Source organism: Pseudonocardia sp. (assembly GCF_050250275.1).
Classification (GTDB): domain Bacteria; phylum Actinomycetota; class Actinomycetes; order Mycobacteriales; family Pseudonocardiaceae; genus Pseudonocardia.
The window spans coordinates 21,221-47,050 of the sequence record NZ_JBFWOY010000001.1; the positions used below are offsets into that span (position 1 = coordinate 21,221).

25 protein-coding genes are annotated in these 25,830 nt (G+C 73.2%); 15 read left to right on the top strand and 10 right to left on the bottom strand.

From position 1 onward, the window contains the following. Window positions 1-82: 82 nt before the first annotated feature. Together AB7F12_RS00130 and AB7F12_RS00135 are read right to left on the bottom strand one after the other, a co-directional pair. Entirely contained in the window at window positions 83-955 is an 873-nt protein-coding gene (locus tag AB7F12_RS00130) for a hypothetical protein (protein WP_428499832.1), read from the bottom strand. Window positions 956-1,062: 107 nt separating this feature from the next. Continuing rightward, on the bottom strand, window positions 1,063-1,356 hold the full coding sequence (locus AB7F12_RS00135) for a hypothetical protein (protein WP_428499833.1): 294 nt from the start codon (window positions 1,354-1,356) through the stop codon (window positions 1,063-1,065). A gap of 116 nt (window positions 1,357-1,472) precedes the next feature. On the opposite strand from AB7F12_RS00135, the gene AB7F12_RS00140 reads away from it, so the two are divergent. From AB7F12_RS00140 to msrA, 3 genes are all read left to right on the top strand, one after another. Next, window positions 1,473-1,928, top strand: a complete 456-nt coding sequence (locus tag AB7F12_RS00140; protein WP_428499834.1) for a helix-turn-helix transcriptional regulator — start codon at window positions 1,473-1,475, stop codon at window positions 1,926-1,928. A 10-nt stretch (window positions 1,929-1,938) separates the two neighbouring features. Further along, window positions 1,939-2,367, top strand: a complete 429-nt coding sequence (locus AB7F12_RS00145) for a VOC family protein (RefSeq protein WP_428499835.1) — start codon at window positions 1,939-1,941, stop codon at window positions 2,365-2,367. A 191-nt stretch (window positions 2,368-2,558) separates the two neighbouring features. Beyond that, window positions 2,559-3,077, top strand: coding sequence for a peptide-methionine (S)-S-oxide reductase MsrA (msrA, locus tag AB7F12_RS00150; protein ID WP_428499836.1), 519 nt, complete (start codon window positions 2,559-2,561; stop codon window positions 3,075-3,077). 85 nt (window positions 3,078-3,162) lie between these two features. Here msrA and AB7F12_RS00155 read toward each other — a convergent pair whose 3' ends face one another. Then, window positions 3,163-4,254 carry a lysylphosphatidylglycerol synthase transmembrane domain-containing protein gene (locus tag AB7F12_RS00155; protein WP_428499837.1) on the bottom strand — a complete coding sequence of 364 codons (1,092 nt, stop codon included), beginning with the start codon at window positions 4,252-4,254 and terminating at the stop codon, window positions 3,163-3,165. Window positions 4,255-4,396: 142 nt separating this feature from the next. Here AB7F12_RS00155 and AB7F12_RS00160 point away from each other — a divergent pair, with 142 nt between their 5' ends. After that, on the top strand, window positions 4,397-6,910 hold the full coding sequence (locus AB7F12_RS00160) for a peptidoglycan DD-metalloendopeptidase family protein (RefSeq protein WP_428499838.1): 2,514 nt from the start codon (window positions 4,397-4,399) through the stop codon (window positions 6,908-6,910). A gap of 259 nt (window positions 6,911-7,169) precedes the next feature. Further along, window positions 7,170-7,916, top strand: coding sequence for an SDR family oxidoreductase (locus AB7F12_RS00165; RefSeq protein WP_428499839.1), 747 nt, complete (start codon window positions 7,170-7,172; stop codon window positions 7,914-7,916). Window positions 7,917-7,922: 6 nt separating this feature from the next. On the opposite strand, the gene AB7F12_RS00170 is transcribed toward AB7F12_RS00165, so the two are convergent. After that, entirely contained in the window at window positions 7,923-8,810 is an 888-nt protein-coding gene (locus AB7F12_RS00170) for a LysR family transcriptional regulator (RefSeq protein ID WP_428499840.1), read from the bottom strand. 111 nt (window positions 8,811-8,921) lie between these two features. Between AB7F12_RS00170 and AB7F12_RS00175 the strand changes: the two genes are divergently transcribed. Continuing rightward, window positions 8,922-9,449 (top strand): hypothetical protein, encoded by a 528-nt coding sequence (locus tag AB7F12_RS00175; protein WP_428499841.1) that lies wholly within the window; start codon window positions 8,922-8,924, stop codon window positions 9,447-9,449. 151 nt (window positions 9,450-9,600) lie between these two features. Here the strand turns inward: AB7F12_RS00175 and AB7F12_RS00180 are convergent, their stop codons facing one another. Then, window positions 9,601-9,930, bottom strand: a complete 330-nt coding sequence (locus tag AB7F12_RS00180) for a hypothetical protein (protein WP_428499842.1) — start codon at window positions 9,928-9,930, stop codon at window positions 9,601-9,603. 475 nt (window positions 9,931-10,405) lie between these two features. Then, window positions 10,406-10,942 carry a dihydrofolate reductase family protein gene (locus tag AB7F12_RS00185; protein WP_428499843.1) on the bottom strand — a complete coding sequence of 179 codons (537 nt, stop codon included), beginning with the start codon at window positions 10,940-10,942 and terminating at the stop codon, window positions 10,406-10,408. A gap of 553 nt (window positions 10,943-11,495) precedes the next feature. Between AB7F12_RS00185 and AB7F12_RS00190 the strand changes: the two genes are divergently transcribed. From AB7F12_RS00190 to AB7F12_RS00215, 6 genes are all read left to right on the top strand, one after another. After that, on the top strand, window positions 11,496-13,016 hold the full coding sequence (locus tag AB7F12_RS00190; RefSeq protein WP_428499844.1) for an FAD-dependent monooxygenase: 1,521 nt from the start codon (window positions 11,496-11,498) through the stop codon (window positions 13,014-13,016). A 127-nt stretch (window positions 13,017-13,143) separates the two neighbouring features. Next, entirely contained in the window at window positions 13,144-13,647 is a 504-nt protein-coding gene (locus AB7F12_RS00195) for a hypothetical protein (protein WP_428499845.1), read from the top strand. Window positions 13,648-13,651: 4 nt separating this feature from the next. Next, window positions 13,652-14,500, top strand: a complete 849-nt coding sequence (locus AB7F12_RS00200) for a DUF4097 family beta strand repeat-containing protein (RefSeq protein ID WP_428499846.1) — start codon at window positions 13,652-13,654, stop codon at window positions 14,498-14,500. A 28-nt stretch (window positions 14,501-14,528) separates the two neighbouring features. Further along, a complete protein-coding gene (locus AB7F12_RS00205) occupies window positions 14,529-15,512 on the top strand; it encodes an ATP-binding cassette domain-containing protein (protein WP_428499847.1) in 984 nt (327 codons plus the stop codon). After that, window positions 15,509-16,321: an ABC transporter permease gene (locus AB7F12_RS00210; RefSeq protein ID WP_428499848.1), complete on the top strand. Its 813-nt coding sequence runs from the start codon at window positions 15,509-15,511 to the stop codon at window positions 16,319-16,321. The genes AB7F12_RS00205 and AB7F12_RS00210 overlap by 4 nt, the downstream gene beginning before the upstream one ends. Before the next feature lie 25 nt (window positions 16,322-16,346). Continuing rightward, the gene (locus tag AB7F12_RS00215; protein WP_428499849.1) at window positions 16,347-16,616 is read left to right on the top strand and encodes an ester cyclase; all 270 of its coding nucleotides are present in this window, start codon (window positions 16,347-16,349) and stop codon (window positions 16,614-16,616) included. 67 nt (window positions 16,617-16,683) lie between these two features. On the opposite strand, the gene AB7F12_RS00220 is transcribed toward AB7F12_RS00215, so the two are convergent. Continuing rightward, a complete protein-coding gene (locus AB7F12_RS00220; RefSeq protein WP_428499850.1) occupies window positions 16,684-17,772 on the bottom strand; it encodes an NAD(P)-dependent alcohol dehydrogenase in 1,089 nt (362 codons plus the stop codon). Window positions 17,773-17,834: 62 nt separating this feature from the next. Here AB7F12_RS00220 and AB7F12_RS00225 point away from each other — a divergent pair, with 62 nt between their 5' ends. Then, a complete protein-coding gene (locus AB7F12_RS00225; RefSeq protein WP_428499851.1) occupies window positions 17,835-19,232 on the top strand; it encodes an aldehyde dehydrogenase family protein in 1,398 nt (465 codons plus the stop codon). Window positions 19,233-19,301: 69 nt separating this feature from the next. Continuing rightward, window positions 19,302-21,494 carry a cytochrome P450/oxidoreductase gene (locus tag AB7F12_RS00230; RefSeq protein ID WP_428499852.1) on the top strand — a complete coding sequence of 731 codons (2,193 nt, stop codon included), beginning with the start codon at window positions 19,302-19,304 and terminating at the stop codon, window positions 21,492-21,494. Here the strand turns inward: AB7F12_RS00230 and AB7F12_RS00235 are convergent. From AB7F12_RS00235 to AB7F12_RS00245, 3 genes are all read right to left on the bottom strand, one after another. Beyond that, window positions 21,478-22,383 (bottom strand): NAD(P)-dependent oxidoreductase, encoded by a 906-nt coding sequence (locus AB7F12_RS00235; protein WP_428499853.1) that lies wholly within the window; start codon window positions 22,381-22,383, stop codon window positions 21,478-21,480. The two genes, AB7F12_RS00230 and AB7F12_RS00235, sit on opposite strands and share 17 nt — an antisense overlap. 76 nt (window positions 22,384-22,459) lie before the next feature. After that, a complete protein-coding gene (locus AB7F12_RS00240) occupies window positions 22,460-23,452 on the bottom strand; it encodes an ABC transporter substrate-binding protein (protein ID WP_428499854.1) in 993 nt (330 codons plus the stop codon). A gap of 47 nt (window positions 23,453-23,499) precedes the next feature. Beyond that, window positions 23,500-24,489: a TauD/TfdA family dioxygenase gene (locus tag AB7F12_RS00245; RefSeq protein WP_428499855.1), complete on the bottom strand. Its 990-nt coding sequence runs from the start codon at window positions 24,487-24,489 to the stop codon at window positions 23,500-23,502. Between the two features lie 231 nt (window positions 24,490-24,720). On the opposite strand from AB7F12_RS00245, the gene AB7F12_RS00250 reads away from it, so the two are divergent. After that, a complete protein-coding gene (locus AB7F12_RS00250) occupies window positions 24,721-25,821 on the top strand; it encodes an acetamidase/formamidase family protein (RefSeq protein WP_428499856.1) in 1,101 nt (366 codons plus the stop codon). Window positions 25,822-25,830: the final 9 nt, after the last annotated feature.

Consider the following 25,830-nt stretch of genomic DNA (forward strand, 5'->3'; position numbering starts at 1 on the left):
CGGCACCGCGTCGAGCCGGTCCGCGACACCGAGCTTCGCGTGGACGGCGTCCGACACCCGGCGGCACGGTCGCCGGAACCGCTCAGGCGGCGTCGGCCTCGGGCGCCGCGACCCGGGCGGCGTCGGCGGCGAGCCGGTCCGCCCAGCGCCGCCGGGCCTCGTCGAGCAGGTCGAGGGCGGGGAGGAGCTCGGAGTCGGGGTGGGCGGCAACGGTCGCGGCGAGGGTGTCCGGGCGGGCCTCGCCCAGCCGCCTGCCCAGCGGGCCGCACGCTGCGGCGAACCGCTCGTAGCGCTCCGACCGGACGTCACCGGCGAGCGGGATCGTGATCACCCGGGACAGCATGGCGGCGCGGTCGAACATCGTCGTGGCGTGCGCGACGAGCTCGCCGGCCTCCGCGACGCGGCCGTCGCGAACCGCCAGCGTGGCCGCGCGGACGTCGTCGGCAAGGACGGTGAACAGCATCTCCCGGGCTTGCAGGACGCGGACCAGCGCGAACTCGTCGCCGTCGGCGGCGGTGGCGGTGCGCTCGAACCACGGTTCGGCGGGGCCCGCCGGGAACGCGGGCGGGTCGGTGTCGGCCAACGGGGTGCCGGTGGCGACGGCGACGAACCGCAGCGCGTGCCGGACCCTGCGGCGGTTCCCCGCCGGCTCCGCCCGGGCGCCGCCGCGTTCGTCGGCGACGACGTCGGCGACCAGCAGCGTCGCCATGTCCTCCGCCGACAGCGCGGCGGCCGACCGCACCCGTTCCAGCAGCAGCATCTGCAGCTGCCCACCGGAACCGGACAGGACGCCGTCGAGGTAGTCGACGAGGAACGGGTCGCGGGTGGCGGTCCGCTCGTCGTGGAGCCGGGTGACCAGCTCGGCGGGCAGGCTGCCGGTCCCGTGCTGCCGGACGAGGGTGTGGAGCTCGGCCGGGTCGGTCCCGGCGTCGGTCTCCGGTTCGGCGTGCAGCATCGGGCACCGTCCGTTTCGTCGCCGTGGTCGTGTTCGCACCACAGTGGCCCGGCCGGCGGCCCGGATCGATCGGGCACTCCCCCGCTGTGAGGGGGCAAACCCCCTGATCACCCCATCCGCGACGGCCTGATCGGCGTCACCCCGGCGCGGTTGTCCACCCCGGAGGACAGCACGGCGCGGCGCGACCGCCACGACAACAACGAGCGCTCCGACAGCCCGCTGAAGATCGACGCGACACTGCCGAACGACGCGATCGACCACACCGACAGGAACGAGCCCGCCGACCCGATCGACAGGATGGACCCCGTCGAGCCGATCGACAGGATCGAGCCACTGCTGCCGATCGACAGGATCGAGCCGGTACTGCCGATGGACAGGACCGAGTCGTTGCGCTCACCCATTCACGGAGTGTGCCGCGTGACGGTCGACCGGATCCACCCCCGGGCGTCGGGCGCACGACGCCCACCCGGACGTTCCGGCGCCGGCCTGCGGGCAGACCGCTCTAGACTCCGGTGGCGTGGGGGAACCGCAGGTCCGGGTACCGGGCGATGTGCTCGTGCACCTGCGCCGGGCGCGCGACCACATCGACAGTCACTACACCGAGCCGCTCGACCTCGGAGCCGTCGCGGCGGTCGCGGGGATCAGCAAGTACCACTTCCAGCGGCTGTTCACCGCCGCGTACGGGCTCTCACCGGCGGCGCACCTGTCGCAGCGGCGGGTCGAGCGGGCGCAGGACCTGTTGCGGGCCACCAACCTCACGGTCACCGAGGTGTGCCACGCGGTCGGCTTCTCCAGCCTGGGCTCGTTCAGCACCCGGTTCCGCGAGATCGTCGGGGAGACGCCGAAGGAGTTCCAGCGGCGCTGGTCCGAGGCGGGGGCGCCGCGCATCCCCGGCTGCTGGGTGTTCATGTGGGGCCTGGCGGAGAAGCAGTCCGCAATCCAGGAGAAGCCCGCGGGGCCGGACCCCTCCTAGCCTTGACCGCATGATCACCAACATCAGCATCACCAGCGTCTTCGTCAAGGACGTCGACGAGTCCAAGACCTTCTACATCGATGTCCTCGGCTTCGAGGAGCACACCGACATCACGATCGGCGACGGCTACCGCTGGTGCACGGTGAAGCACCCGAACCAGCCCGAGCTGCAGGTGCATCTGACGGTGCCGGGTCCGCCGTTCGCGCCGGAGATGGTCGAGGCGATCAGGCGGGCGCAGGACGGCGGCGGCATGAACGGGCTGGGGATGAACGTCGACGACTGCCGCAAGACCTTCGAGGACCTCGTGTCCAAGGGTGTGGAGTTCATCAACCCGCCGGAGGAGCGTCCGTACGGCGTCGAGGCGGTGGCCCGCGACAACTCCGGGAACTGGATGGTGCTGGTCGAGCCGCGCGCGTTCGCCCCCGCCGACTTCGGCTGATCGACCCGTCGAGGCGCCCCGGCCGTCCGGGCCAGGGCGCCGCGACATGTCCGTTCCCTCTGTCGCCGAGCCGTCCCGGGGAGCATGCTGGGGTGACCGCCACCACCGCCGGTCCGAGCGCCTTCCGGGGATGGGTGACCCCCCTCCACGTGTTGACCGTGGTGGCAGGCCCACGACGGAAGGAACCCGACATGAGCCAGACCGAGAAGGCCATCCTCGCCGGGGGGTGCTTCTGGGGTATGCAGGACCTGATCCGGCGCCGTCCCGGCGTCGTCACGACGCGCGTCGGTTACACCGGCGGCGACGTCACCAATGCCACATACCGCAACCACGGCACGCACGCCGAGGCCATCGAGATCGTGTTCGACCCGGCCGAGACCAGCTACCGCGAGATGCTGGAGTTCTTCTTCCAGATCCACGACCCGACGACGAAGAACCGGCAGGGCAACGACGTCGGCATGTCGTACCGGTCGGCGATTTACTACGTGAACGACGACCAGCGCGATATCGCGGAGGACACGATCGCCGACGTGAACGCGTCGGGCCTGTGGCCCGGCAAGGTCGTGACCGAGGTCGAGCCCGCGGGCCCGTTCTGGGAGGCGGAGCCCGAGCACCAGGACTACCTGGAGCGCATCCCCAACGGCTACACCTGTCATTTCCCGAGGCCCGACTGGGTGCTCCCGCGTCGCGACGCGAGCGCTACCGCCTGACCCCGGATCGCCGTCCACGGCCCGTCCCGCACCCCGCGGTGGCGGGCCGTGCCGGCGTCCGGGCCAGGTCGGGGGCCGGGCCCGGTCACGTGGTGTGGGGGGTGAGCTCGGGGGCGTGGCGGTGGCGATGTGTGGGGCCGGCGTGGATCTGGACCGCGTAGACGACCCAGCCGATCACGGACAGGCCGAGCCAGGTGATGAGGCGGTAGACGAGGACGGTCGCCGCGGCGGGTCCGGCGCCGACGCCTGCGGCGACGAGGGTGCCGAGCAGCCCGGCCTCGGCGAGACCTGCGCCGCCGGGGAGGATCTGCAGCGCGATGCTGGCCTGGACCGCCAGGAACCCGAGGGCGAGCGACGCCCACTCCACGGGGATGCCGACGGCGGTGGCCGCGGCGGACAGGGCGAGGTAGTCGAGACCCCAGCTGACGACGGCCAGTGCCACGAGCACGGTCCACTGCGGCGGCGTGGGGCGCAGCAGGCCGATGCGGGCGGTGAGCCGGTCGGAGACGGTGTCGGGGTCGAGTGCCCAGGCTCCGCGGCAGCCACGACACACCCACGGGATGCGGCGCCCGACGTGCAGTAGCCCGGTGAGAGCGCGACGCAGCACGGCGGGCCGGGTGAGGACGGTCCAGAGCAGCGCCGACCCGAGCGCGACGGCGAGTCCGAGCACGACGGCGAGCCACACCGGGAACCAGCCGGCGGCGCCCGCGACGACCATGGCGAGGACGATCAGCACGATCGTCGACAGGGCGCCGGGCAGGACGACGGACCACGACGCGAGCGTGGGATCGACGCCGCGGCGGCGCAGCCGGGCGATCGAGTAGGCCATCGAACCGGCCCCGCCGACGACCGGCACCGTGCTGGAGATGGCGTTCTCCGCGAACGTGATGGCCTGCATCGGGACGACCCCGACAGGCGCTCCGGCGCCGACGAGCAGCCGACGGTGCAGCTCCCCGTACACGGCGAGGGCGGCCAGGGCGAGCAGCGCGCAGACGCCCGTCCAGGTCCAGTTCAGCCGGGTGAGCGCCGCGCCGGCCGCGGCGGCGGAGCGGAGCAGGTCGGGCGACTGCCAGGCGAGGTAGCCGAGCGCGGCGAGCACGAGCGCCCAGTGCCCGATCGACGCGCCGTGGGTGGCGACGGGGCGCAGGACCGACCGGAGGCGGGTGGCTGCGGTCATCGCGTCCTCATCGGTCGTCGTGGCGTCCACCCCACCGTCGTCCTCGGCGCCGGTCGTTGGCAAGGCGTGGTCCGCGTCCCCCCGCGCCCACGCCCGACCCAGGTCCCTGGGCAGGCGGCGGCCCCGCTGGGATTCTTCCGGAATGTCCCTCACCGGTGGACGTACACCGCTCGCGCGGTCCCTCGGGCTCGCGCTGCTCACGGTGGCGGCCGCGGTCCTCGTGCTCGGTGCCGTCGAGATCGCGCTGGTGGCGTCGACACCGGGACCGGTGTGGCTGTACGTGGGGTTCACGCTGGTCGGCTGGGTCTACCTGGGCGCGGGGATGCTCGCGTGGTGGCGGCGACCCAGCAACCGGACGGGGCCGCTGCTCGTCGGCGGGTCGCTGGTGTGGCTGCTCGCGAACCTGCTGAACACGCTGGTGCCGGTGTTGGTCGCCGTCGGCACGGTGCTGGCGACGGCGTCGATCGCGCTGGTGGTGCACCTGCTGCTCCGTTCCCCGCGCGCTCAAGCACTCCGGCGCGGCCCGCCTCGACGTTCAGCTGGAGCACCGAGGCGACGCCCTGCACGTCGTGGTGGCCGACGACGGCGCTGGTGGGGCGACACCCCGCGCGGGGTCGGGCCTGCGGGGGCTGGCCGACCGGGTCGTCGCCCTGGGTGGGCGGATGGACGTGGACAGTCCCGCGGGCGGCGGGACCCGGCTGATGGTGGAGCTGCCGTGCGGATCATGATCGGTGAGGACGAGGCATTGCTGCGGCAGGGCCTGACCCATGTGCTGGAGCATGCGGGCCACGACGTCGTCGGCACCGCGGTGGACGCCGAGGACCTCGTGCGCCAGACCGGGGAGCGTCGTCCCGACCTGGTCGTGACCGACATCCGGATGCCGCCGGGGTTCAGCGACGAGGGCCTGGTCGCGGCGCTGCGGCTGCACCGCTCCGGCGCTGTCGGCGCGATCGTCGTCCTCACCCAGCACGTGCACCGCCGCTACGCCCGCGAGCTGCTCGCCGAGCGCCCGACCGGCGTCGGGTACCTGCTCAAACAGCGGATCTCCGACGTCGCGACGTTCGTCGCCGACCTGGAGCGGGTCGCTGGCGGTGGGACCGTCCTCGACCCGGAGATCATCGCGCTCATGATGGCGCGCGCCCGCCGCGACGACGATGCCCTCGACCGGCTCACGCCCCGCCAACAGGAGGTCCTGGCGCTGATGGCCGCGGGCCGCACCAACGCCGCGATCGGGCGCCGGTTGTCGATCACGGAGAAGGCCGTCGTCGGGCACGTGTCCCGGATCTACGACGCGCTCTGCCTTGCCCCCGGCCGACGACGACCACCGGCGGGTACTCGCGGTGATCCGGCACCTGGCGCAGGGGCCGGCAAGGGACCTGGGTCCGGTGTCGCGCGAGGGCCAGGTCCGTTGGCCCACACCGGACCGTCATCGACGCTCGGAGGGGTGACGAGCCGAACCCGCACCCTCGCCGCCACCGTCGCGGTGGCCGCCTCCGTCGCCCTGCTGTCGGCCTGTGCGCCGGCGCCCGGGCCCGCCGCGAGCGGTGCGCCCCCCGGCGCGCCCGCACCTCCCGTGCTCACCCCGGTCGTGGCTGCGGTGCCGTACGCGTCGGTGCCGGTGCTCGGCGACGACGACCGCACGCACCTCGTCTACGAGCTGTCCCTGACGAACTTCACCAGCGGGACGGTCACGGTCGACGAGGTCGACGAGGTCGACGTCGTCGACCCGGCGTCGGGTGCGACCGTGCTGACCTACGCCGGCGCCACGTTGGCCTCGCGGTTGCGGCCGCTGGGTGGCGACGGCTCCGGTGCCGCGCTGACAGCGGGCCGCAACGGCACCCTGTTCGTGCACGTCCCGATGGCGGGCGGGGCGCCGGTCCCGCAGCGGCTCACCCACCGGGTCGCCGTGACCGTCGCCGGGCAGCAGGCCGTCGAGGAGAACGTAGGGGCGACGCCGGTGACGCAGCGGCGGCTGCCGGTGCTGGGCCCGCCGCTGAGGGGCGAGGGCTACATCGTCGGCGACGGCTGCTGCGACGCGGTCCGCCACACCCGCGCGCAGCTGCCGATCAACGGCACCCCCATGCTCGCGCAGCGGTTCGCGATCGACTACGAGCAGGTCGGCGCGGGCGGCCGCATCTACTCGGGCGACAAGACGAACCCGGCGAGCTACCGCATCTTCGGCGAGGAGATCGTCGCGGTCGCCGACGGCACGGTCGTCGACAGCCACGACGGCGAGCCGGAGCAGGTGCCGGGCACCTATCCGACGGGCATCCCGATCGACAGGGCGGACGGCAACTTCGTGCTCCTCGACATCGGCGACGGCAACTTCGTGACGTTCGCGCACATGCAGCCCGGCAGTGTCCGGGTGCGGCCGGGCGACGCGGTGCGCCGCGGCGACGTGCTCGGGCTCGTCGGGAACACGGGCAACTCCGTGGCCCCCCACCTGCACATCCATGTGACGGACGGGCCGTCGCCGGTGGGGTCGCAGGGCCTGCCGTACCTGGTCGACCGGTTCACGGTGACGGGCCGGATCGTCGACACGGCGGCGTTCGACGCCGCCGAGAGCGACGGCACCCCGGTCGCGCTGGTGCCGGGGGTGCCGCGGACCGGGCACACCGGCCGGTTGCCGACGGACATGGAGATCGTCGACTTCTGACCGGCTCACGACGCGGCGACCGGTCGTGGGTGGCGCTGGTCGCTCCAGCGACCGTCGCCACGACATGCTGGAGCCGGCCGCGCAGTTCTACGCCGATGCCGGTGCCGGCGAGGCGCCGACCACGCGGCGCGGCTGCTCGCGTCGCTCCCCGTCGCGCGGTGACGCGTCCCCGCCCCGCCGGTTCTCGATACCCGAACGGCATCACAGACAGCCGGACAGGTCTTGGACGGGGCCGCCTCCGTGGGCGCACCGTGGCCACATGGACCTCACCACCGCACGCACCACCCGACTCGACGGTTCCGACGTCGTGGTCCTCGGCGGCACGTCCGGCGTCGGGCTGGCGACCGCCGGCCTCGCCGCCGGGGCGGGCGCCCGGGTCACCGTCGTCTCCAGCAGAAGGTCCAGTGTGGACAAGGCGCTCGCGGCCCTGCCGGACACCGCACACGGCGTCGTCGCCGACCTCACCGACCCCGCAGCCGTCGCGGCCGTGTTCGCCGACCTCGGCGCCGTCGACCACATCGCGTTCACCGCGGGCGAGCCCCTGTCGCTGATGCCGGTCGCCGAGCTGGACCTCGACCGGGCCCACCGGTTCTTCGAGCTGCGCTACTTCGGCGCCCTCACCGCGGTCCACGCGGCGTTGCCGTACCTGCGCGACGGCGGCTCGATCACGCTCACCACGGGATCCGCGGGCGCCCGGCCCTCACCCGGTTGGTCGGTCGCGGCGTCGATCGTCGGTGCGGTCGAGGCACTGACCCGGGCGCTCGCGGTGGAGCTGGCGCCCCGCGTCCGCGTCAACGCCGTGTCTCCGGGGGTGCTGCGCAGCCCCATGTGGGACGGCGTGGCCGGCGTCGACAGCGAGGCGCTCTACGCCGCGACCGGCCCGACGGTCCCCCTCGGCAGGGTCGGCGAGGTCACCGACGCTGCGCTCGCGTTCCTGTACTGCATGACGCAGCCGTTCGCGACGGGCACCGTCACCGCCGTCGACGGGGGCGCACTGCTCGCCTGACCGCGCTCACGGGCGGGCGACCACCGAGGGGCCACGGGTCGCGAGCGCCGTGAAATCCCTGATCAGCGGGCTGCGTCGCGCCGACTCCCACGCCAGCGCGACACGGCTCGGACCGATGTCGACGATCGTCGCGACGGTCACGTCCGGCCGCTGGTAGAACCGCGCGACCGACTCCGGCAGCACCGCGATCCCCCGGCCCCGGGCGACGTGTTCGAGCTTCTCCTCGACCGAGTAGCGGACCTCCTCCGCCACCCGCGGCACCGTGGACCGCATCTCCGTCGCGACGCGACGCCACTCCGGCACGGCGTCCGGGTTCTGCAGCAGGTGCTCCCCCGCGAGGTCCGCGAGGGCGACCACGTCCTTGCACGCCAACCGGTGCGTGGCCGCGAGGACGACCACCCGGGGCTCCTCGGCGACGTCGACGAGGCGCAGGTCCCGGCCGTCGACGGGCAGACGCACGTAGGACACGTCGGCGCGGCCGTCGCGAAGCACCTCGACCTGGTCGTCCCAGCCGGTGCGGACGACCTCGACCCGCAGCCCCGGCCGACACTCCTCCATGGCCGCCGCGACGGCCGTGACGATCAGGCCGGGCATGAAACCGATCGTGAACGTGCCCGCACCACGAGCCTCCCGGGCGACGCGGCGGCGGGCGGCGTCCGCGGCCGCGAGCAGCGCGGGCGCGTCGTCGAGCAACGTCCGGCCGGCCGGGGTGAGCGTGGCGCCGCGGCGGTCGCGGACGAACAGGACCGCGCCCAGCTCGGCCTCCAACGCCCGGATCTGGCGGCTGAGCACGGGTTGTGCGATGTGCAGCCGTTGCGCGGCCCGCCCGTAGTGCAGCTCCTCGGCCAACGCGACGAAGTACCGCACCTTGCGCAGATCGAGATCGCGCGGCATCGGTCCCCCTCGCTGTCCTCGACGTGACGGCCACGATCGTCGCAGACGAGCGCGGGTGCCCGATCAGGCCGTCGCCGCCCCCACGGACACCGCCGCATAGACTTTCCCGACGTGGACACGGGACACCCCCTCGACCATTTCAACCTCGCGATCCGCTCCCTGGACGCGCTGACGGTTGAGGTGCGCGGCATCCAGGATGCGGCCGACGCCGACCTCGACGGGCTCACCGACCGGCTCGAGGACCTCCACCGCGCCGCGCGCAGCGAGGACCCGAGCGGGACCGACGCGCGCTGGCGACGGGTGGTCGAGGACGCGGAGAAGCTGGAACGCCGCGTCGCCCGGCTGCGGCGCTCGCTGAACCCGGCGCCTCCCCCCGCCGTCGTTCCCGCTCCTGCCACCCGCCCCACCGTCTCCACGCCGAAGGCCCCGCGCGCGCCGAAGGTGCCCAAGCCGCCGGCCGAACACCACGGGCAACGATGGATCCGCATCGAGTCGGACGCCCTGCTGCACAGGGTGATCTCGGGGCAGGCCCGACGGACCATCTGCGGCCGGGCGGCGACGCCGGGCATGGCCGACCTCACCGACGGCCCCGGGCGTCGCTGCCCCCTGTGCACCATCGGGGACACCGGCAGGCGCTGACAGCGGGCCGCACGGCGCGAGCCGCCGGTCCGCCACCCGCTGCCCCGCCCGGTTCCCGCGGCCGCTGACCGCCTCCCCCGGCGGGAGCGACGTCCGGGCCGGTCGACCGGCGGGCCCCCGCCCCCTCGGTCGGCCCGGCCGCTCCCGCCGGTCAGCAGTGCCGCAGATCGGGCGCGACAGTGATCGCGTCGCGGTGCACGAACGACTGGCCGTTGGCGTCGTTGATCCGGAACCAGTTGAAGTTGTTGCTGCCGGGGGGCGTCTGGCCCTCGACGAAGCACATGACCTGCAACGGGGTGTCCTTGGCCAGCGACGACACCGGCGCGCTCTGGTTCGACGGGCTGGAGTACGAGGTCGTCGCGCGGGTGATCACACCGTTCGGGGCGGCCGACTCCGCCGCGATGGCCGATCCTGCCGTCGCGATCGCCCCGAGGGTCAGCACAGCCGCGATCCCGCCGGTCACCAGTGTCTTCTTCATCATCGTCCTGCTCCGTCCGTATCGTTCGCCCGGCCGTTCCGGGTGTAGAAGAACGATCTCCTGCGACGGCCCGCGGCAGGATCGGTCGACCGGCCGACCGCCCGGACGACGCGCGTGTCCCCCGATCGGCGGACTCCGCGCCCGGCGGTCGACGTCGCCCCGAGCGCGGGCGAGGTGACGCACCCGCTGCCGCACAGGTTCCGCACCTACCGCACCCCGTGCAACGGATGCGGCACGTACGGAAGGGGTGCGGCGGAGCCGGGCCCGACGGACGCCAGGTCGCTGTCGTCGATGCCGCGGTCCCGGGGCCGGCGGTCGTGGGGCGTGCGCCGGGTTCCAGCGGGGTGGGGCTGCCGGCCGTCGGAGGCCCCGGGACGGGCGGGGCGGCGGGCGCGGGCCGGGCTGGGCCGGGCCGGGCCGGGCCGGGGTCAGCGGTACCGGGGGTCTGCGCCGTCGCGCACCGCCCCGACGTCCCGGTTCAGCGGGTCTCGGGGGCGTAGCTGAGGTGCACGGTGCCGTTGGCCAGCTGGGTCGACGAGGTCAGCGGCAGGGGGAACGACTCCCCGTCGGCGAACACCCGCTGGCCCTTGCCGACGACGACGGGGTGCACGAGCAGGTGCAGCTCGTCGAGCAGGCCCTCGGCGATCAGTGAACGGATCAGGACGACGCTGCCGGTGATGCCGAGGTCGGGCCCGTCCTCGGCCTTGACCTCGCGGAGCCGCTGCACCCAGTCGGCGCCGAGGATGGTGGCGTTGCCCCAGTCGGCGGTCTCCAGCGTGGTGGAGACGACGAACTTGGGCGGGGCGGCCATCTGGTCGGCGAACTCCTCGCCGGCCAGCGGCGCGAAGTGCTCGGCGAACCCGACATAGGTTTTGCGCCCCAGCAGCATCCGCGGCTTCATCAGGGAGCCGACGACGGCGCCGACCTCGTCGTCGAAGTAGGGGAAGTGCCAGTCCTGCGGGTCCTGGACGACCCCGTCGACCGAGCTGAACAGGCCTGCGACGATCTTGGTCATGACGTCCTCCGTGGGAGCGTGTTGCGGTGTCATCGGGGTAGACCCCGGGTCCCCGCGGAACTCATCGCCCGCGCGGCAGAATCCTGCCCGCCCACCCCCGGCGGCGTCGGCGAGAGTTCCGGGCGGTGCCGAGGCGCCGGCGGCGGTCGTCGGGGCGAGTGCGGGCGCCGTGGCGGCCTGGGCTCCGACGTGGTCGAGCTGCAGCGCCACCGGCCGGGCCGCGTTCCGGCCGGGCGCGCCAGGCGCGGGCGATGCGGTAGGCGGCGCGGCCACCGCAGCACACCGGCGACGAGCGCGTCCGCGCAGCCGGGGACGTTCGACGAGCCGGGCCCCAGGGCTCGACGGCGGCCGGGTTACCGTCGGCGTCGACGCGGTGCGAGGCCCGTGGGGCGAGCGCGGCGCCGACCGGTCCGTGTCCACCCTCGACTCCCGCGTCCGGCGGCTGCGCCGGGTGCTCGCACGGCGACCTGCTCGTCAGCACTCTCGACCGCGACCAGGAGAACGCGCTGACCGGCGCCTTCTCCGCCGACCCCGACTCCACGGGAGCCATCCGATGATCACCACGTCCGACACCGTCCTGGTCGTGGGCGCCGGGCCGGTCGGCCTGACAGCGGCCGCCCAGCTCGCCCGCCTCGGCGTGCCCGTCCGGCTGGTCGACGCCCTGCCGGAGCCGACCACCGAGTCCCGCGCCGTCGGCGTCCACGCCCGCAGCCTGGAGATGCTCGCCGCGCTCGGCGTGCTGCCCGGGCTGGAGGCGCGCGGCCGTCGGATCCCTGCGCTGGAGATGCTCGACGGCCGCACCGGTGAGACCCGGGCCCGCCTGGAGGTCACCACGGCCCCGAGTCGCCACCCCTACGTCCTGGACGTCCCGCAGCCCGACACCGAGGCGGTACTGGCCGAGCGGGTCGCCGAGCTGGGCGTCACCGTGGAGCGCGGTACGCGGCTCACCGCCCTCGTCCAGGATTCCGACGGTGTCGACGTCACCCTGACCTCGGCCGACGGCGAGGAGACCACTCGTGTGGGGTGGGTCGTCGGTGCCGACGGCGGGCACAGCGCCGTCCGGGGTTTCGCCGGCACCGCCCTCGAGGGCAGCTTCCACGGCCAGCACTTCGCGATGGCCGACGTCGACGTCGACACCACGTGGGCACCGGACGCGATCCGCATGTTCGCCCACCCGACCGGAATGGGCATCCTGTTCCCGCTCGTGGGCGACCGGGCCCGGATCATGTTCGTCGTCGACGATCCCGGCGCCGGGGCGCCCGACCCCACGCTCGACCGGATCCAGGCTCTGGCCGACGAGCGCATGGGGGGCGGGGTCACCGTCCGCAACCCGCGGTGGCTGACGTACTTCGAGGTCCACCATGCGCAGGTCCCGCGGTACCGGTTCGGCCGCGTCCTGCTCGCCGGCGACGCCGCCCACATCCACAGCCCGGCAGGCGCGCAGGGGATGAACACCGGGATCCAGGACGCGGCCAACCTCGCCTGGAAGCTCGCGCTCGTGGCGGGCGGCCGCGCCGACTCCGCGCTGCTCGACAGCTACGACGCCGAGCGCCACCCCGTCGGCGCGATGGTGGTCAGGGCGACGACGACGCTGACGAACGTCGGCACCGCGACCGGCCCGAAGGCGGCGGTCCGCAACGCCGCCCTGTTCCTCGTCGGTCACCTGCCGCCCGTCGCCCACGCCGTGGCCGCGACGCTGGCGGAGACGACGATCTCTTACCGGGACAGCGCCTTGTCGGTGCAGCACGGGCGCGCGGCGGTCAAGGCGGGCGACCATGCCCCCGACCCGGCGGGCACCGCCGTCGCGATCGAGGACCTACTGGCGACGCCCGGCTTCCTGCTGGTCGTGCAGGGGGGCGAGCACGAGGCCGAGCTGCGGGAGGTCCTCGGCGACCTCGGCACGGTGGTCGGCGCCGACGACGCGCTCACCCGGGCCTACGGCTGGCCCATCGACGGCATGGCCCTGATCCGTCCCGACGGCTACCTCGGCCTCGTCGCCGACTCCGCCCACCCGGACCTGCTGCGCGACTACCTGGCGCAGACCCTGCGGATCGGGGTGCCGTCGCGGGGCTGACGGCCCGGCTCGTCCCGCGGTCCCCGACCCGCGACTCCCTCGCCGCCGGATCGACGGTGCTCGACGCCGCAGAGATTTCTCGCTGGTCCGCTTGCGTATGGCGCCACACTGGCGCCATAGTGGCGCCATGGACATCGGAGGGTATGTCGAGAGCATCCGCCGCGACCTGATCGTGGCTGCGGAGGCCGGTGGCGACGACATGCGGGCGCTGGCGGAGCGCCTGGTACCCGCGCTGGAGTCCGCGACCCGCCTGACGCTGCTGGATGCACTCTCCGTCGCCACCGACGAGATCACCCGCGAGCTGGCGCCGGGATCGGTCCACCTGCGACTGCGCGGCCGCGAGCCCGACTTCGTCGTCTCCGTGCCGACCGCCGGACCCGCCGCCCCCCGCACCGAGGAGCACCCGGTAGCCCCGTCGAGCCAGCCTGACGCCACCGATGGCGCCACCTCACGGATCAACTTCCGCCCGCCGGAGACGTTGAAGGCCCGGATCGAGGAGGCCGCAGGCAGGGAAGGACTGTCGGTCAACGCGTGGCTCGTCCGCGCGGCGACCTCGGCCCTCGACCCGGCGCCGGAACGCAGGAGCGCCGGACGCTCGCACGGCGGCCGGCTGACCGGATGGGTGGGCTGACGCGATGACCACACACGTCTTCGACACCACCGGGCCGGTCCGGGTCACGATCGACCTCCCGCACGGCAGCGTCCGCATCGTCGCGAGCGACCGCACCGACGCCCGCGTCACCGTGACCCCCGACGGCGCGGCCGACGCCGACACCGCCACCCGGGTCACGTTCGTCGACGGTGAGCTCACCGTCCGGGGCCCGGCGCAACGCCGCTTCGCCTGGGCACTCGACTGGCTGCGTGGCAGCACCGCCGAGAACCTCGACATCGAGCTGCCCGCCGGGTCACACGTGAAGGCCACGGTCTCGATGGGCGAGTACCGCTGCGACGGCCCGCTCGGCGAGTGCAGCCTGTTCACCCGCTACGGCGACATCCGCGTCGAGGAGGGCGGGCCGCTGACGCTGGAGACGACCTACGGCGAGGTCCACGTCGAGCACGCCCTCGGCGCCGCGGAGCTCTCGACGGCCTCCGGCGACATCGAGGCCCGCACGCTCGACGCGGCGGCAACCGTCCGCAACGACTACGGCAGCACCCGCATCGGCCACGCCGGCGGCGACCTGCAGGTCACGGGCCTCTACGGCGACGTCCGGATCACCCGCGCCGAGGGTGGGGTCTCGGCCAGAACGGCGTACGGCAGCGTCCGCATCGACGAGGTCGTCCGCGGCACCGTCGAACTGACGACGACGTCCGGGGTCCTCGAGGTCGGCATCCGCCCCGGGACGGCGGCCTGGCTCGACGTGAGCTCGTCGTCCGGCAAGGTCCGCAACTCCCTCGGCACCCGCGACAACCCGGACGGCTTCACCGAGACCGTCGAGATCCACGCACACACCGGAAGCGGCGACATCGTCGTCCGCCGCGCCTGAGACCGGCGACTTCGCCAGAGGAGAACCCATGTCCGTCCACCAATCCGACGCGGTCACCGTGACCGGGCTGCGCAAGTCGTTCGGGGCGGAGGTCGTGCTCGACGGCATCGATCTCGCCGTCCCCGCCGGCTCGGTCTTCGCCCTGCTCGGACCCAACGGCGCCGGGAAGACCACGACCGTCCACATCCTCACGACGCTGCTCCCCGCCGACAGCGGCACGGTCCGGATCGCCGGTCACGACCTCGTCGACGATCCCGACGCGGCACGCCGCGCGATCGGCGTGACGGGACAGTTCTCCGCGGTCGACAACCTGCTGACCGGCGAGGAGAACCTGGTCCTGATGGCCGATCTGCTGCACCTCGACCGGGCCGAGGGCCGGCGCCGCGCCGCGGAGCTGCTGGAGCGGTTCGACCTCGTCGACGCCGCGAACCGGGCACCCGCGACATACTCCGGCGGGATGCGCCGCAAGCTCGACCTGGCGATGACCCTGATCGGCGACCCGCAGGTGATCTTCCTCGACGAACCCACCGCGGGCCTCGATCCGCGCACCCGCCGCATGATGTGGGACGCGATCCGCGGGTTGGCCGCGAACGGCGTCACGATCTTCCTGACCACGCAGTACCTCGAGGAGGCCGACGAGCTGGCCGACCGGATCGCGCTGCTCGACCAGGGTCGGATCGTCGCCGAGGGAACCGCCGCCGAACTGAAACGCATGATCCCCGGCGGGCACATCAGCGTCCGGTTCGGCGACCCGGGCGCGCTCGACGCGGCGGCCGGCGTCTTCACCCGCGCCCAGCGCGACGACGAGACGCTCACCCTGCAGATCCCCGCCGACGGCGGTGTCGGGTCGCTGCGTGCGGTGCTCGACGGTCTCGACGCCGTCCGGGTCCGGCCCGACGAGCTGACCGTCCACAGCCCTGATCTCGACGACGTGTTCCTGTCCCTCACCGGCCGCCCCCGCCCGGCGGCGGCCGGCCAGGCCGACACCTCTGCGAAGGAGGCGGTCCGATGACCACCACCACCACCTACCTGCTGCGCGACTCGCGCACGATGTTGCGGCGAAACGTCCGCCGGATGCTCCGGTACCCGTCGCTGACGGTGATGCTGGTCGGGATGCCGGTGGTGTTCCTGCTGCTGTTCGTGTTCGTCTTCGGCGGGACCCTCGGCTCGGGTCTGGGCGGGCCCGCGGCCGGCCTTACCGGTCGCGCCGCGTACGCCAACTACGTCGTCCCCGGCATCCTGCTGATGACGATCGCAGGCGCGGTGCAGGGCACGGCCATCTCGATCGCGATGGACATGACCGAGGGCATCGTCGCCCAGTTCCGGACGATGTCGATCTCCCGGACGTCGGTGCTGACCGGGCACGTGATCGGCAGCCTGATCCAGGTGTTCGTGGGGCTGGTCGCCGTCACCGCGGTCGCGTTCGCCGTCGGGTTCCGGCCCGCCGCCGGAATGGGCGGCTGGCTCGGCGCGATCGGGCTCCTCGTCCTCGCAGGACTGGCGATGATCTGGCTCGCCGTCGCGCTCGGACTGAAGGCCAAGAGCGTCGAGACCGCGAGCAACACCCCCATGATATTGATGCTCCTACCGTTCCTGAGCAGCGGTTTCGTCCCCACCGACTCGATGCCGACGGCGCTGCGCTGGTTCGCCGAGTACCAGCCGTTCACGCCGGTGATCGAGACGCTGCGGGCGCTGCTGTCCGGTACCTCGGTCGGGGTCACGGGGCTGGTGGCGGTCGGCTGGTGCGTCGTGATCGCGGGCACGGGCCACCTGTGGTCGCGCCGGCTGTACGAGCGCGCGTCGATCCGCCCGCGGGGCTGAGCCACCGGGCAGGGCCCGATGGCCGGTGTGCCGGGCCGGACATCGGGCCACGATCGCCGCAACCGAGGCACGACACCTTCCGCTCCGGCGACCGGATCGTCTCCCGGTTCACCTTGTCGGGCACGCACGACGGCGAGTTCATGGGGTCCCGGCGACGGGGAACCCGGTCGCGTTGAGCGGCATCACGATCTTGCGGATGCGTGACGGTGTCTGCGTGGAGCGGTGGTCGTCGACCGACATGCTCGGCCTGCTGGTCCAGATCGGCGCGATGCCCGTCCCCGCGCAGAACCTGTGAGTGCGATGGTCGCTGTGACGACCATCGCCGCTACCCTCCGCGGCCCCGCGAGGACCGGCGGCACGGATCAGTCGAACATCAGCACCGCCTTGCCGACGCGGCCCGCCCGCAGCTCGGCGATCGCGTCGTCGATCCGGGCGAAGGGGAACCGGGTCAGCAGGGTGTCGACGGGGAAGCAGCCTTCGAGGTGCAGGTCGATGAGCCGCGGCAGGAACTCCTCGGGGACGCCGCCGCCGGCGATGATGCCGGTGATGGTGCGTCCGTTGAGGATCGAGCGCCATTCGAAGCTCATCTCGGCGCTGGCCCCGACACCGATGACCCCACACGTCCCCAGCGGCGCCAGGGCTTCCACGGCGGCGCGGAGCACCTCGGCCCGGCCGGTGGTGTCGACGGCGAAGTCGACGCCGCCGCCCGCGAGGTCGCGGACGCGTTCGGCGAGCCCCTCCCCGGCGTCGACCGCGTCCGTCGCGCCGAGGGTGAGGGCCTGCGTGCGGCGGCTCTGCGCGACGTCGACGGCGATGATCTTCTCGCACCCGGCGACGACGGCGGCGAGGATCGCGGCGGCCCCGACCGCGCCGGCGCCGAACACGGCGATCGACGACCCGGGCGTGGGGCCCAGGACGTTCAGGACGCCCCCGGCGCCGGTCTGGAAGCCGCAGCCGAAGGGGGCGCTGACGGAGAGGTCCATCGCGTCGGGGACACGGACGACGCTGGTGCGCCGCGCCAAGGTGTGGCTTGCGAACGACGACTGGCCGAGGAAGTGCCCGTTGACCGGGGCGCCGTCGGTGTCACGCAGGGCGGTGCTGCCGTCGGGGCGGGTGCCGATGAAGTTGTACTCCCAGAAGCGTTCGCAGTACGCGAAGGCGCGGGCCGAGCAGGACCGGCACGTGCCGCACCGGGCGAAGGTCCTGGTGACCCGATCACCGACCTTCAGGTCCTCGACGTCGGCACCGACCTGTTCGACGACGCCCGCGCCCTCGTGGCCGAGGACGGCCGGCGTTGCCGTCATCGAGGCGAACTCGAGGTCGGTCCCGCAGATGCCGACGGCCTCCGTGCGGACGACGACCTCGTCGGGTCGCGGGTCGTCCAGCTGCAGGTCGGCGAGCTCGAACGGGCCGTCGGGAGAGCGCAGGACGGCGGCGGTGACGGGGCGCATGTGCGACACAATACGAGAGACCATCTTGACTTGAGAGATGGATTCCCGTGACGATCGCCCCCATGACGACGACCACCGCGGCCGTCCGGGGGCACCTGATCGAGGTTCTCGATCCCGCGACCCGCACCCCCATCACGACCGTCGCCCGCGCCACCGCCGCCGATGTGGACGACGCCGTCGGTGTGGCCCGCCGCGCGGCCCGCGACTGGTCCGCCACGTCCGCGAGCGATCGCGGCGCGGTCCTCGGCCGCTGGGCCGACCTCATGGCCGAGCACGCCGAGCGGTTGGGCGCGGTCGAGGCACGTGACGTCGGCAAGCCGCTCGGCGGCGGCATCCTCAACGTCTACATCGCCTCGGGTATCGCCCGGTACTTCGCGGGCGCGGCCGACAAGATCACCGGCGTCACGCTGCCGACACGCAGCCCCGACTTCCACGGCTACACGCTTCGCGAGCCCCTCGGCGTGTGCGCCGTGATCATCCCGTGGAACGTGCCCGCCGTCCTCACCGCCGCCAACGTCGCACCCGCGCTGGCGGCGGGCAACACCGTCGTCCTCAAGCCGTCCGAGATCGCCCCGCTGGTCGCGATCGAGATGGCTGCGCTCGCGGCCGAGGCCGGGCTGCCCGAGGGCGTGTTGCAGGTCGTCACCGGCGACGGCGTCGCCGGCGCGGCGCTGTCGGGGCACCCGGGGATCGACCACGTCAGCTTCGTCGGCTCGACCGCGACCGGGCGGGCGGTCGCCGCGGCTGCCGCCGCGAACCTGGTGCCGGCGAAGCTGGAGCTGGGCGGGAAATCGGCCAACGTCGTGTTCGCCGACGCCGACCTCGACACGGCGATCCCGGCGATCGTCGGCTCGATCACCGAAAACTCCGGCCAGAACTGCTACGCCGGCTCCCGGCTGCTGGTCGACGCCACGATTGCCGACGAGGTCCGCGACCGGGTCATCGCCGCGATGCGCACGCTCAGGCTGGGCGCCTGGGACGAAGGCGCCGACATGGGTCCGCTGGTCAGCGGCGTGCAGCACGCGCGCGTCCGCGCGTTCATCGACGAGCTCCCCGCGACGGGCGCCCGAGTGCTGACCGGGGGCGGCTCGCCCGAGGGCTGGTACGTCGAACCGACTGCGGTCGACTCACTCTCCCCCGATGCGCGGCTGCTGCGCGAGGAGGTGTTCGGTCCGGTGCTGGCGATCCAGACGTTCACCGGCGACGACGAGGCCCTCGCCCTGGCTGACGGCACCGACTTCGGGCTGCTCACCTGCCTGTGGACCGCCGACGTCTCCCGCGCCCTGCGCGCCGCGGCGGCCGTCCGGACCGGGCAGGTGTCGGTCAACCAGTTCGCCGACGCCGGTGTCATCGGCTTCCCGTTCGCGATGCAGAAGGACTCCGGCTACGCCCACGGCGTCGGCCACGAGGCGTTGCGCGAGTACACCCGCGAGAAGGGCGTCGCAGTCAGGCTCGGCTAGAAAATGGGGGACCCGGTGGCGCGGCCGGGAAACACCGCGCGCAGGTACGTCCACGACGGAGTCCCCTTGATGCGGACCACCCAGCCCCAGTTCGACCACCACGGCGCCGAGGCCAACGCCGATCCCGTTGCGTACTACCGGGAGTTCCGCGAGCGCTGCCCGGTCGGCCGGACGTCGGCGCACGACGGCTTCGTCTACACGACGCGCTGGGCCGACGTCGCCCGCATCGCCCGCGACGACGCGACGTTCTCCTCCGAACGCGCACCGGCCGGTGACCAGGGCGTCTCGTTCGTCATCCCGCCCGGCGCGGGCCTGGTGCAGCTGCCGATCGAGCTCGACCCGCCCGGCTCGACGCCCTACCGGGAGCTGATCAACCCGCTGCTCTCGCCAGAGGCCGTCGACCGGTTGCGGCCCATGATCGCCGCGCACGCGACCCGGGTCGTCGACGAGTTCGTCGAGCGCGGATCGGTCGACTTCGTCGCCGACCTGACCAACCCACTGCCCGCCGCGGTCACACTGGACTGGCTGGGCTTCGGCACCGACGAGTGGGCCCGCTACGCGAAGCCCGTGCACGACATCTTCGCCGCGGTCGCCGGCAGTGAGCGGGCCCGTCGCGGCGGGGAAGCGTTGGGCGCGTTGGAGGTCCGCATCCGCGAGCTGCTGGCCGAGCGTCGCACCGAGCCCACCGACGACGCCGTCAGCACCCTGGTCGCCGCCACCCACCCCGACGGCCGCCCCTTCACCGACGACGAGCTCGTGTCAGTGGTGTTCCTGCTGATCGCGGGCGGCGTCGACACCACGACGTCGCTGACCGGGTCCACATTGGTCTGGCTGTCGGCGCACCCGCAGGAGCGGCAGCGCCTGATCGACGACCCCGACCTGCTCACCGACGCGACGGAGGAGTTCCTGCGCGCGTTCGCGCCGTCGCAGTCGATGGCCCGCACCGTCATGGCCGACACCGAGATCGGCGGCTGCCCGGTGGCGCGCGGGGAGCGGGTCCTCATCCCGTGGGTGGCGGCCAACCACGATCCCGAGGTGTTCGACGACCCGGAGACGATCCGGCTCGACCGCGACGCCCGTCGGCACCTGTCGTTCGGCATCGGGACGCACCGCTGCGCGGGCGCCCATCTCGCGCGGGCGATGTTCGGGGAGATGATGCGGCAGGTCCTGACCCGGTTGCCGGACTTCGTGATCGACGCCGACCGGGCCGTCCCGTACCCGACGCGCGGCAACCAGACGGGCTGGGACGCGCTGCCCGCGACGTTCACGCCTGGCCCGCGACTCGGCGCAGCCCCTGCGGCGTTCGTTGTGACGGACCTACGCGTCGAGGTGACCAGCGCCGAGAAGGCGGCCGACGACGTCATGGCCCTCACGATGGCCGCGGCCGACGGCAGCCCGCTCCCGGAGTGGGCGCCGGGCTCGCACGTCGAGCTGCACCTGCCCTCGGGCCGCATCCGGCAGTACTCGCTGTGCGGACCGCCCGGGAGTCCGACATGGATGGTCGCGGTGCTCCGCGAGGAAGCCAGCCGGGGCGGGTCGAAGGAGGTCCACGACGTCGTCCGCGCCGGTCTGGCGCTCACCGTCCGCGGCCCGCGCAACCGCTTCCCGCTCGTCGACGCGCCGGCCTACCTCCTGCTCGCAGGCGGCATCGGCGTGACCCCGCTGCTCGCGATCGCCCGCGACCTCCTCGCGCGCGGGCAGCGGCCGCGGATGGTCTACGGCGGCCGGACCCGCTCGACGATGGCGTTCGCCGACGAGCTCGTCGCGCTGCTGGGCGACGACCTGCGGCTCGTCCCCCAGGACACCGACGGCACCCCCGACCTCGCCGCGCTCGTCGCCGGCACTCCGCCGGGGACGGCGATCTACTGCTGCGGCCCGTCGGTGATGATCGACGCCGCGACCGCCGCGTGCGAGGCGGCCGGCCGAGCCGCGGACCTGCACGTCGAGCGCTTCACCGCCCCCTCCGACCAGCCGGTCTGGGACACCTCGGGCGACACCGCGTTCGATGTCGTCCTCGCCCGGACGGGCCGCACCGTGACCGTCCCGGCCGACCGGCGGCTCATCGACGCGCTCCGCGACGAGATCCCGACGCTGTCCTACGACTGCGAGCAGGGCTACTGCGGCGCGTGCGAGACCCGGGTCCTCGACGGCATCCCGGAGCACCGCGACACCGTCCTCACCGACGACGACCGCGCGAACGGCACGTCGATGATCGTGTGCGTCGGCCGGGCGCGGTCGCGCTCGCTCACGCTGGACCTCTGACTCCGGGGTCGTGGAGGTACTCCGCGATCCGGGCGCCGGCCACGGTGTAGGCGCGGCGGCCCACGCCGGCGACGCGGCCCGCCACGTGCGGGGTCAGCAGCAGGCCGGGAGCGTTCCACAGTGGATGGTCGGGTGGGAGCGGCTCGGGATCGGTGACGTCGAGGGCCGCGCGCAGGCGGCCGGCGCGGAGTGCTGCGTCGAGGGCTGCGGTGTCGACGAGGCCGCCGCGGCCGGCGTTGACGAGCACGGCGCCGTCGGGGAGGGCCGCGAGCCGGGCTGCCCCGATCAGACCGGCCGTCGTGTCCGTCAACGGGATCGCGAGCACGCAGACGTCGTGGTGCGGGAGCAGGTCGTCGAGCGAGGCGATCCCCTCGACGCCGGGGCGCGCGGTGCGGCCCACGAGCGTCACGGTCGCGCCGAAGGCCTCCAACCGGGTTCGCGCCGCGGTGGCGACGTCCCCCGCCCCGACGACGAGAACCCGTTTACCCGCAAGGCTCTCGGCCTGGCCGGGCGCCCACGACGAGCCGGCCTGCGCGTGGACGTAGCGGGGCAGGTCGCGGAGCACCGCGAGCAGCGCGGCGACGATCCACTCGGCGACGGGGCCGTCGTGGGCGCCGCGACAGTTGGAGAGCGTGACCCCGGCGGGGACGGCGTCGCGCCACTGGTCGGTCCCGACCGTCAGTAGCTGGATCAGCCGCAGCCGCGGCATCGACGCCGCGAGCTCCCGGAACCTGGTGCCGCGCACCGCGAACGGTGGGACGAGCACCTCGGCGCCGAGAGCGGCCGCCGGCGGCGGCCCGGAACGCGGGACGACGACCGTCGAACACCCCGGGACGACCTCCGCGAGCACCGCAGCGCCCTCGTCGTCGCCCACCACGATCTGGATCATGCGATGAGGACCTCCTGGAAAGACAGCGACCCTGCCGCCCGGAGAGGACGGCAGGGCCGCTGAGAGTGAGCAGGGATCAGGTGGTGGGCGCCCAGGCGAACTCGGCGACCTTGGACTCCGGGGCGAAGTCCAGCGGGATCATGCCCGCCTCGTGCACGACCGTGACCATGCGCATGAACGACGGCCGGTCGATGTTGCCCTCGAACGTGACCTGTGGGATCTGGGCCAGGTCGGCGGCCGGCTGCTTGCAGTAGCTGGAGAAGACGTCGAACTTCTTGGTGTTGTTCGGGTCGTTCGCGCTGACCGCGGCCTCCTGCATGGCGGCGGTGAACTGCTCCATCGTCTTCTGGTTCTTGGCCAGGAAGTCGGGCGAGACGGCGTAGAGGGAGACCGGGGTGGGGCCGCCGGACGCCTCGTAGATCGCGTTGCCGATCGAACGACCCGTGCCCGCCTTGGTGACCGTGAAGATCTCCGACGCGGTGACCTGGGCGGCGGTGACGGTGCCGTTGACGACCGCAGGCGCGAGCTCGGGGAACGGCAGCGCGGTGAACTTGAGGTCGGTCTGGCCGCCGGCGGCGTTCTCCACCCACTTCTTGGTCAGCGCGGCGCCGGTGCCGGACAGCTCGACGACGGCCAGGGTCTTGCCCTGGGCCAGGTCTTTGGGGCCCTGCGCCGGGGAGTCCTGCTTGACGATGATGCCGTGCGTCTGCGGCGTGGTGCGACCCGCGCCGGAGACGATGGTCAGGTCGATGCCCTGGGCCATCGCGTTGAACACCGCGGCCGGGCTCACGGTGACGACGTCGGCCGCGCCCGACTGCAGCGCCGCGACACCGGCGTTGCCGCCCGTCGCCTTGACGAACTCGACGTCGATGCCGTGCTTGTCGAAGTAGCCGCCGTCCTTGGTGTAGAGGCCGAGCTCGTTGCACAGTGACAGGCTGGTGACTCGGAGCTTGACCTTGCCGTCGGCGCCTGCGGCGACCTCGGTGTCCGAGGAGCCGCCGCAGGCGGACAGGACGAGGGCCAGCGATGCCGCCGCAGCGGCCGCGACCCATCTGAGACGTCGATTCATGTAGTGCTCCATGGAAGGGATCAGCGGGGGTTCGGGGACGCCCGGGATCAGCGGCTGAGGGCGGCGGAGCGGGGGGTGATGCCGCCGGCCTCGAAGTCGGGCGGCAGGCCGAGGTCGCGGTCGAGCACGAGCCACAGGCGGATGAGGTCGCGCTTGCGCTCCGGCTCGGGGTAGTCCTCGTAGTCGGTGCGCGCGTGCATGATCCGATAGTTGTTGAGGAACTGGATGTCGCCGGGCGCGAAATTCATGTTGAGGACGAAGTCCGGGCTGTTGTCCAGCTCGTCGAGCAGGTCCATGGCCTCGACCTGCGCGGCGGTGAGGTCGGGGACACCCTCGCCGCGCGGGGCGGAGTCGATGTAGGCGCGGCCGTAGTGGGCGAAGAGCTTGCCGCCCTCCTCCGCGAAGATCGGGCACTGGAAGAAACTCTCGGGGCCGTCGCCGGAGCGGCGGTCGTGCCACCAGCGCTCGTGCAGCACCTCGGCGAGGTCGGGGCGGCGGCGCACGATCTCGTCGTGCACGGCGACGGCGCTGACGATCGTCGAGACGCCGCCGCGCATGGCCGGCCGGATGCACAGCAGGCCGACGACGTCGGAGGAGTCGGCGTGGTAGTCGAGCCGCGCTGAGGTCTGGAAGCCGCGGACGAGCGGGTCGTTGCGGTCGAGCCCCATGTCACGGATGTGCAGGAGCAGGTCGTCCTCGCCCTTCTGGTGGATCGGGACGCCGACGTACAGGCCGATGCCCCAGTACATGAGCTCGGCCTGCCGCTCGGAGAGCTCGTCGACGGGCACGCCACGCAGCAGCACGAAGCCGCGGCCGTCGACGAGCTCGTCCTGCACGCCCGCCAGAACGGAGGCGAGGGTGGGAAGGGGGAAGTCGTCACGGGTGATCGAGCGCAGTGACCGGTCGGGCTGGTCGATGCCGCGCAGCGCGACCCGCAGCTCCTCGACGTGCTCGGGGGTCAGCTCGATCTTCCACTCCGGGGAGTCGACGATCTCCGGTCCACGCCATGCCGCGGGGCCACCGATCACTCGAGCCACACCAACCGCCTCTCGTCGCTGGAATCCGGCGACGGCTCTGCCGCGCGGACTCCGGCATCTTGTAATGCGATACGCCGTCGTGTCAATCGATACGCCAGGGCCGGGCGAAGCCCGCTTCGCACCCCCAGGTGTAGTCGGCGTCACTCCACGGTGCGTTACGTCATCACGTAATACGTGACGCTTTTACTGCAGCGTCACGCATCGGCAACAGTGCCGGCGCCTCCTTGGACCATGACCCACACCCCCATCCTCCAGACGGTCGAGATGCTCTCGCCCGCGACCATGGAGACCTTCGCCGCCGCCGCGCCCCCGACCCACGCCCTGCCCGCGACTCCGGGGACCGTCCGCTGGGGCTCCATCGACCCGACGGCGACACCGGTCCTCACGGTCGACTCCGGCGCGCGCCTCGACGTCGAGGCCGTCAGCCACCACGCAGGCGATGCCCCCGAGCTGATGCTCGACGAGGGCCTGCACGCCATCTGGTCGGCGTTTCCCGAGAGTGAGCGCGGCCCCGGTGTGCACGTCCTGACCGGGCCGGTGGCCGTCTCGGGGGCCCACCCTGGCGGCGCGGTGGCCGTCCGGATCGAGTCGACCGCGCCGCGCGCGCCCTACGGATCCAACTGCGCCGCCAACTGGGGGCTGCTGCACTCCGACTTCGGCAAGGAGCGCATCACGATCTACCGGCTCGACGACGCCTCGTTCCCCACCCTCGCCCGGCCCGAGTTCGCCTACGACTTCCGCAGCCGGCCGGTCTACGACGTCCCCGGCTGGCTCTCCCCCGCCGACGCGCGCATCGACGAGCCGTTCGGCCGGCCGGTGCGCATCCCGGTCCGACCGCACCTCGGCGTCGTCGGCGTCCTGCCGCCCGGTACCGAGCCCGTGTCGACGGTGCCGCCCGGCGTGTTCGGCGGGAACGTCGACAACTGGCGGTTCGGCGAGGGCGCCACGATCTTCTTCCCCGTCTTCCACGAAGGCGCGGGCGTCTACGTCGGCGACCCGCACTTCGCCCAGGGCGACGGCGAGGTGTGCGGGACGGCGATCGAGGCGTCGATGAACGCGACGATCCGGGTCGCGGCCGTCGACGACGTCGAGATCCGTACGCCCGTCCTGGAGACGGCGACGCACTGGTTCACCCACGGCTTCGGCGACGACCTCGACGCCGCGGCGGTGATGGCCGTGCGCGAGATGATTGCGCTGCTGCGGTGGCGGGTCGGGCTCTCGGCCGACGACGCCTACTCACTCGTGTCCGTCGCGGGCGACCTCGGCGTCACACAGGTGGTCGACGGCGTACTGGGCGCACACTGCGGCATCGACCGGTCGATCTTCACGTGAGGCGCCTTC

Coding starts and splice junctions, on each gene's coding strand:
- AB7F12_RS00145 (WP_428499835.1), top strand. CDS start 1,939: ATGATCACCAACATCAGCATCACCAGCGTCTTCGTCAAGGACGTCGAC.
- AB7F12_RS00205 (WP_428499847.1), top strand. CDS start 14,529: ATGTCCGTCCACCAATCCGACGCGGTCACCGTGACCGGGCTGCGCAAG.
- AB7F12_RS00180 (WP_428499842.1), bottom strand. CDS start 9,930: ATGATGAAGAAGACACTGGTGACCGGCGGGATCGCGGCTGTGCTGACC.
- AB7F12_RS00130 (WP_428499832.1), bottom strand. CDS start 955: ATGCTGCACGCCGAACCGGAGACCGACGCCGGGACCGACCCGGCCGAG.
- AB7F12_RS00185 (WP_428499843.1), bottom strand. CDS start 10,942: ATGACCAAGATCGTCGCAGGCCTGTTCAGCTCGGTCGACGGGGTCGTC.
- AB7F12_RS00230 (WP_428499852.1), top strand. CDS start 19,302: ATGCGGACCACCCAGCCCCAGTTCGACCACCACGGCGCCGAGGCCAAC.
- AB7F12_RS00220 (WP_428499850.1), bottom strand. CDS start 17,772: ATGCGCCCCGTCACCGCCGCCGTCCTGCGCTCTCCCGACGGCCCGTTC.
- AB7F12_RS00155 (WP_428499837.1), bottom strand. CDS start 4,254: ATGACCGCAGCCACCCGCCTCCGGTCGGTCCTGCGCCCCGTCGCCACC.
- AB7F12_RS00170 (WP_428499840.1), bottom strand. CDS start 8,810: ATGCCGCGCGATCTCGATCTGCGCAAGGTGCGGTACTTCGTCGCGTTG.
- AB7F12_RS00240 (WP_428499854.1), bottom strand. CDS start 23,452: ATGAATCGACGTCTCAGATGGGTCGCGGCCGCTGCGGCGGCATCGCTG.
- AB7F12_RS00235 (WP_428499853.1), bottom strand. CDS start 22,383: ATGATCCAGATCGTGGTGGGCGACGACGAGGGCGCTGCGGTGCTCGCG.
- AB7F12_RS00225 (WP_428499851.1), top strand. CDS start 17,835: ATGACGACGACCACCGCGGCCGTCCGGGGGCACCTGATCGAGGTTCTC.
- AB7F12_RS00165 (WP_428499839.1), top strand. CDS start 7,170: ATGGACCTCACCACCGCACGCACCACCCGACTCGACGGTTCCGACGTC.
- AB7F12_RS00135 (WP_428499833.1), bottom strand. CDS start 1,356: ATGGGTGAGCGCAACGACTCGGTCCTGTCCATCGGCAGTACCGGCTCG.
- msrA (WP_428499836.1), top strand. CDS start 2,559: ATGAGCCAGACCGAGAAGGCCATCCTCGCCGGGGGGTGCTTCTGGGGT.
- AB7F12_RS00160 (WP_428499838.1), top strand. CDS start 4,397: ATGTCCCTCACCGGTGGACGTACACCGCTCGCGCGGTCCCTCGGGCTC.
- AB7F12_RS00210 (WP_428499848.1), top strand. CDS start 15,509: ATGACCACCACCACCACCTACCTGCTGCGCGACTCGCGCACGATGTTG.
- AB7F12_RS00195 (WP_428499845.1), top strand. CDS start 13,144: ATGGACATCGGAGGGTATGTCGAGAGCATCCGCCGCGACCTGATCGTG.
- AB7F12_RS00200 (WP_428499846.1), top strand. CDS start 13,652: ATGACCACACACGTCTTCGACACCACCGGGCCGGTCCGGGTCACGATC.
- AB7F12_RS00190 (WP_428499844.1), top strand. CDS start 11,496: ATGATCACCACGTCCGACACCGTCCTGGTCGTGGGCGCCGGGCCGGTC.
- AB7F12_RS00250 (WP_428499856.1), top strand. CDS start 24,721: ATGACCCACACCCCCATCCTCCAGACGGTCGAGATGCTCTCGCCCGCG.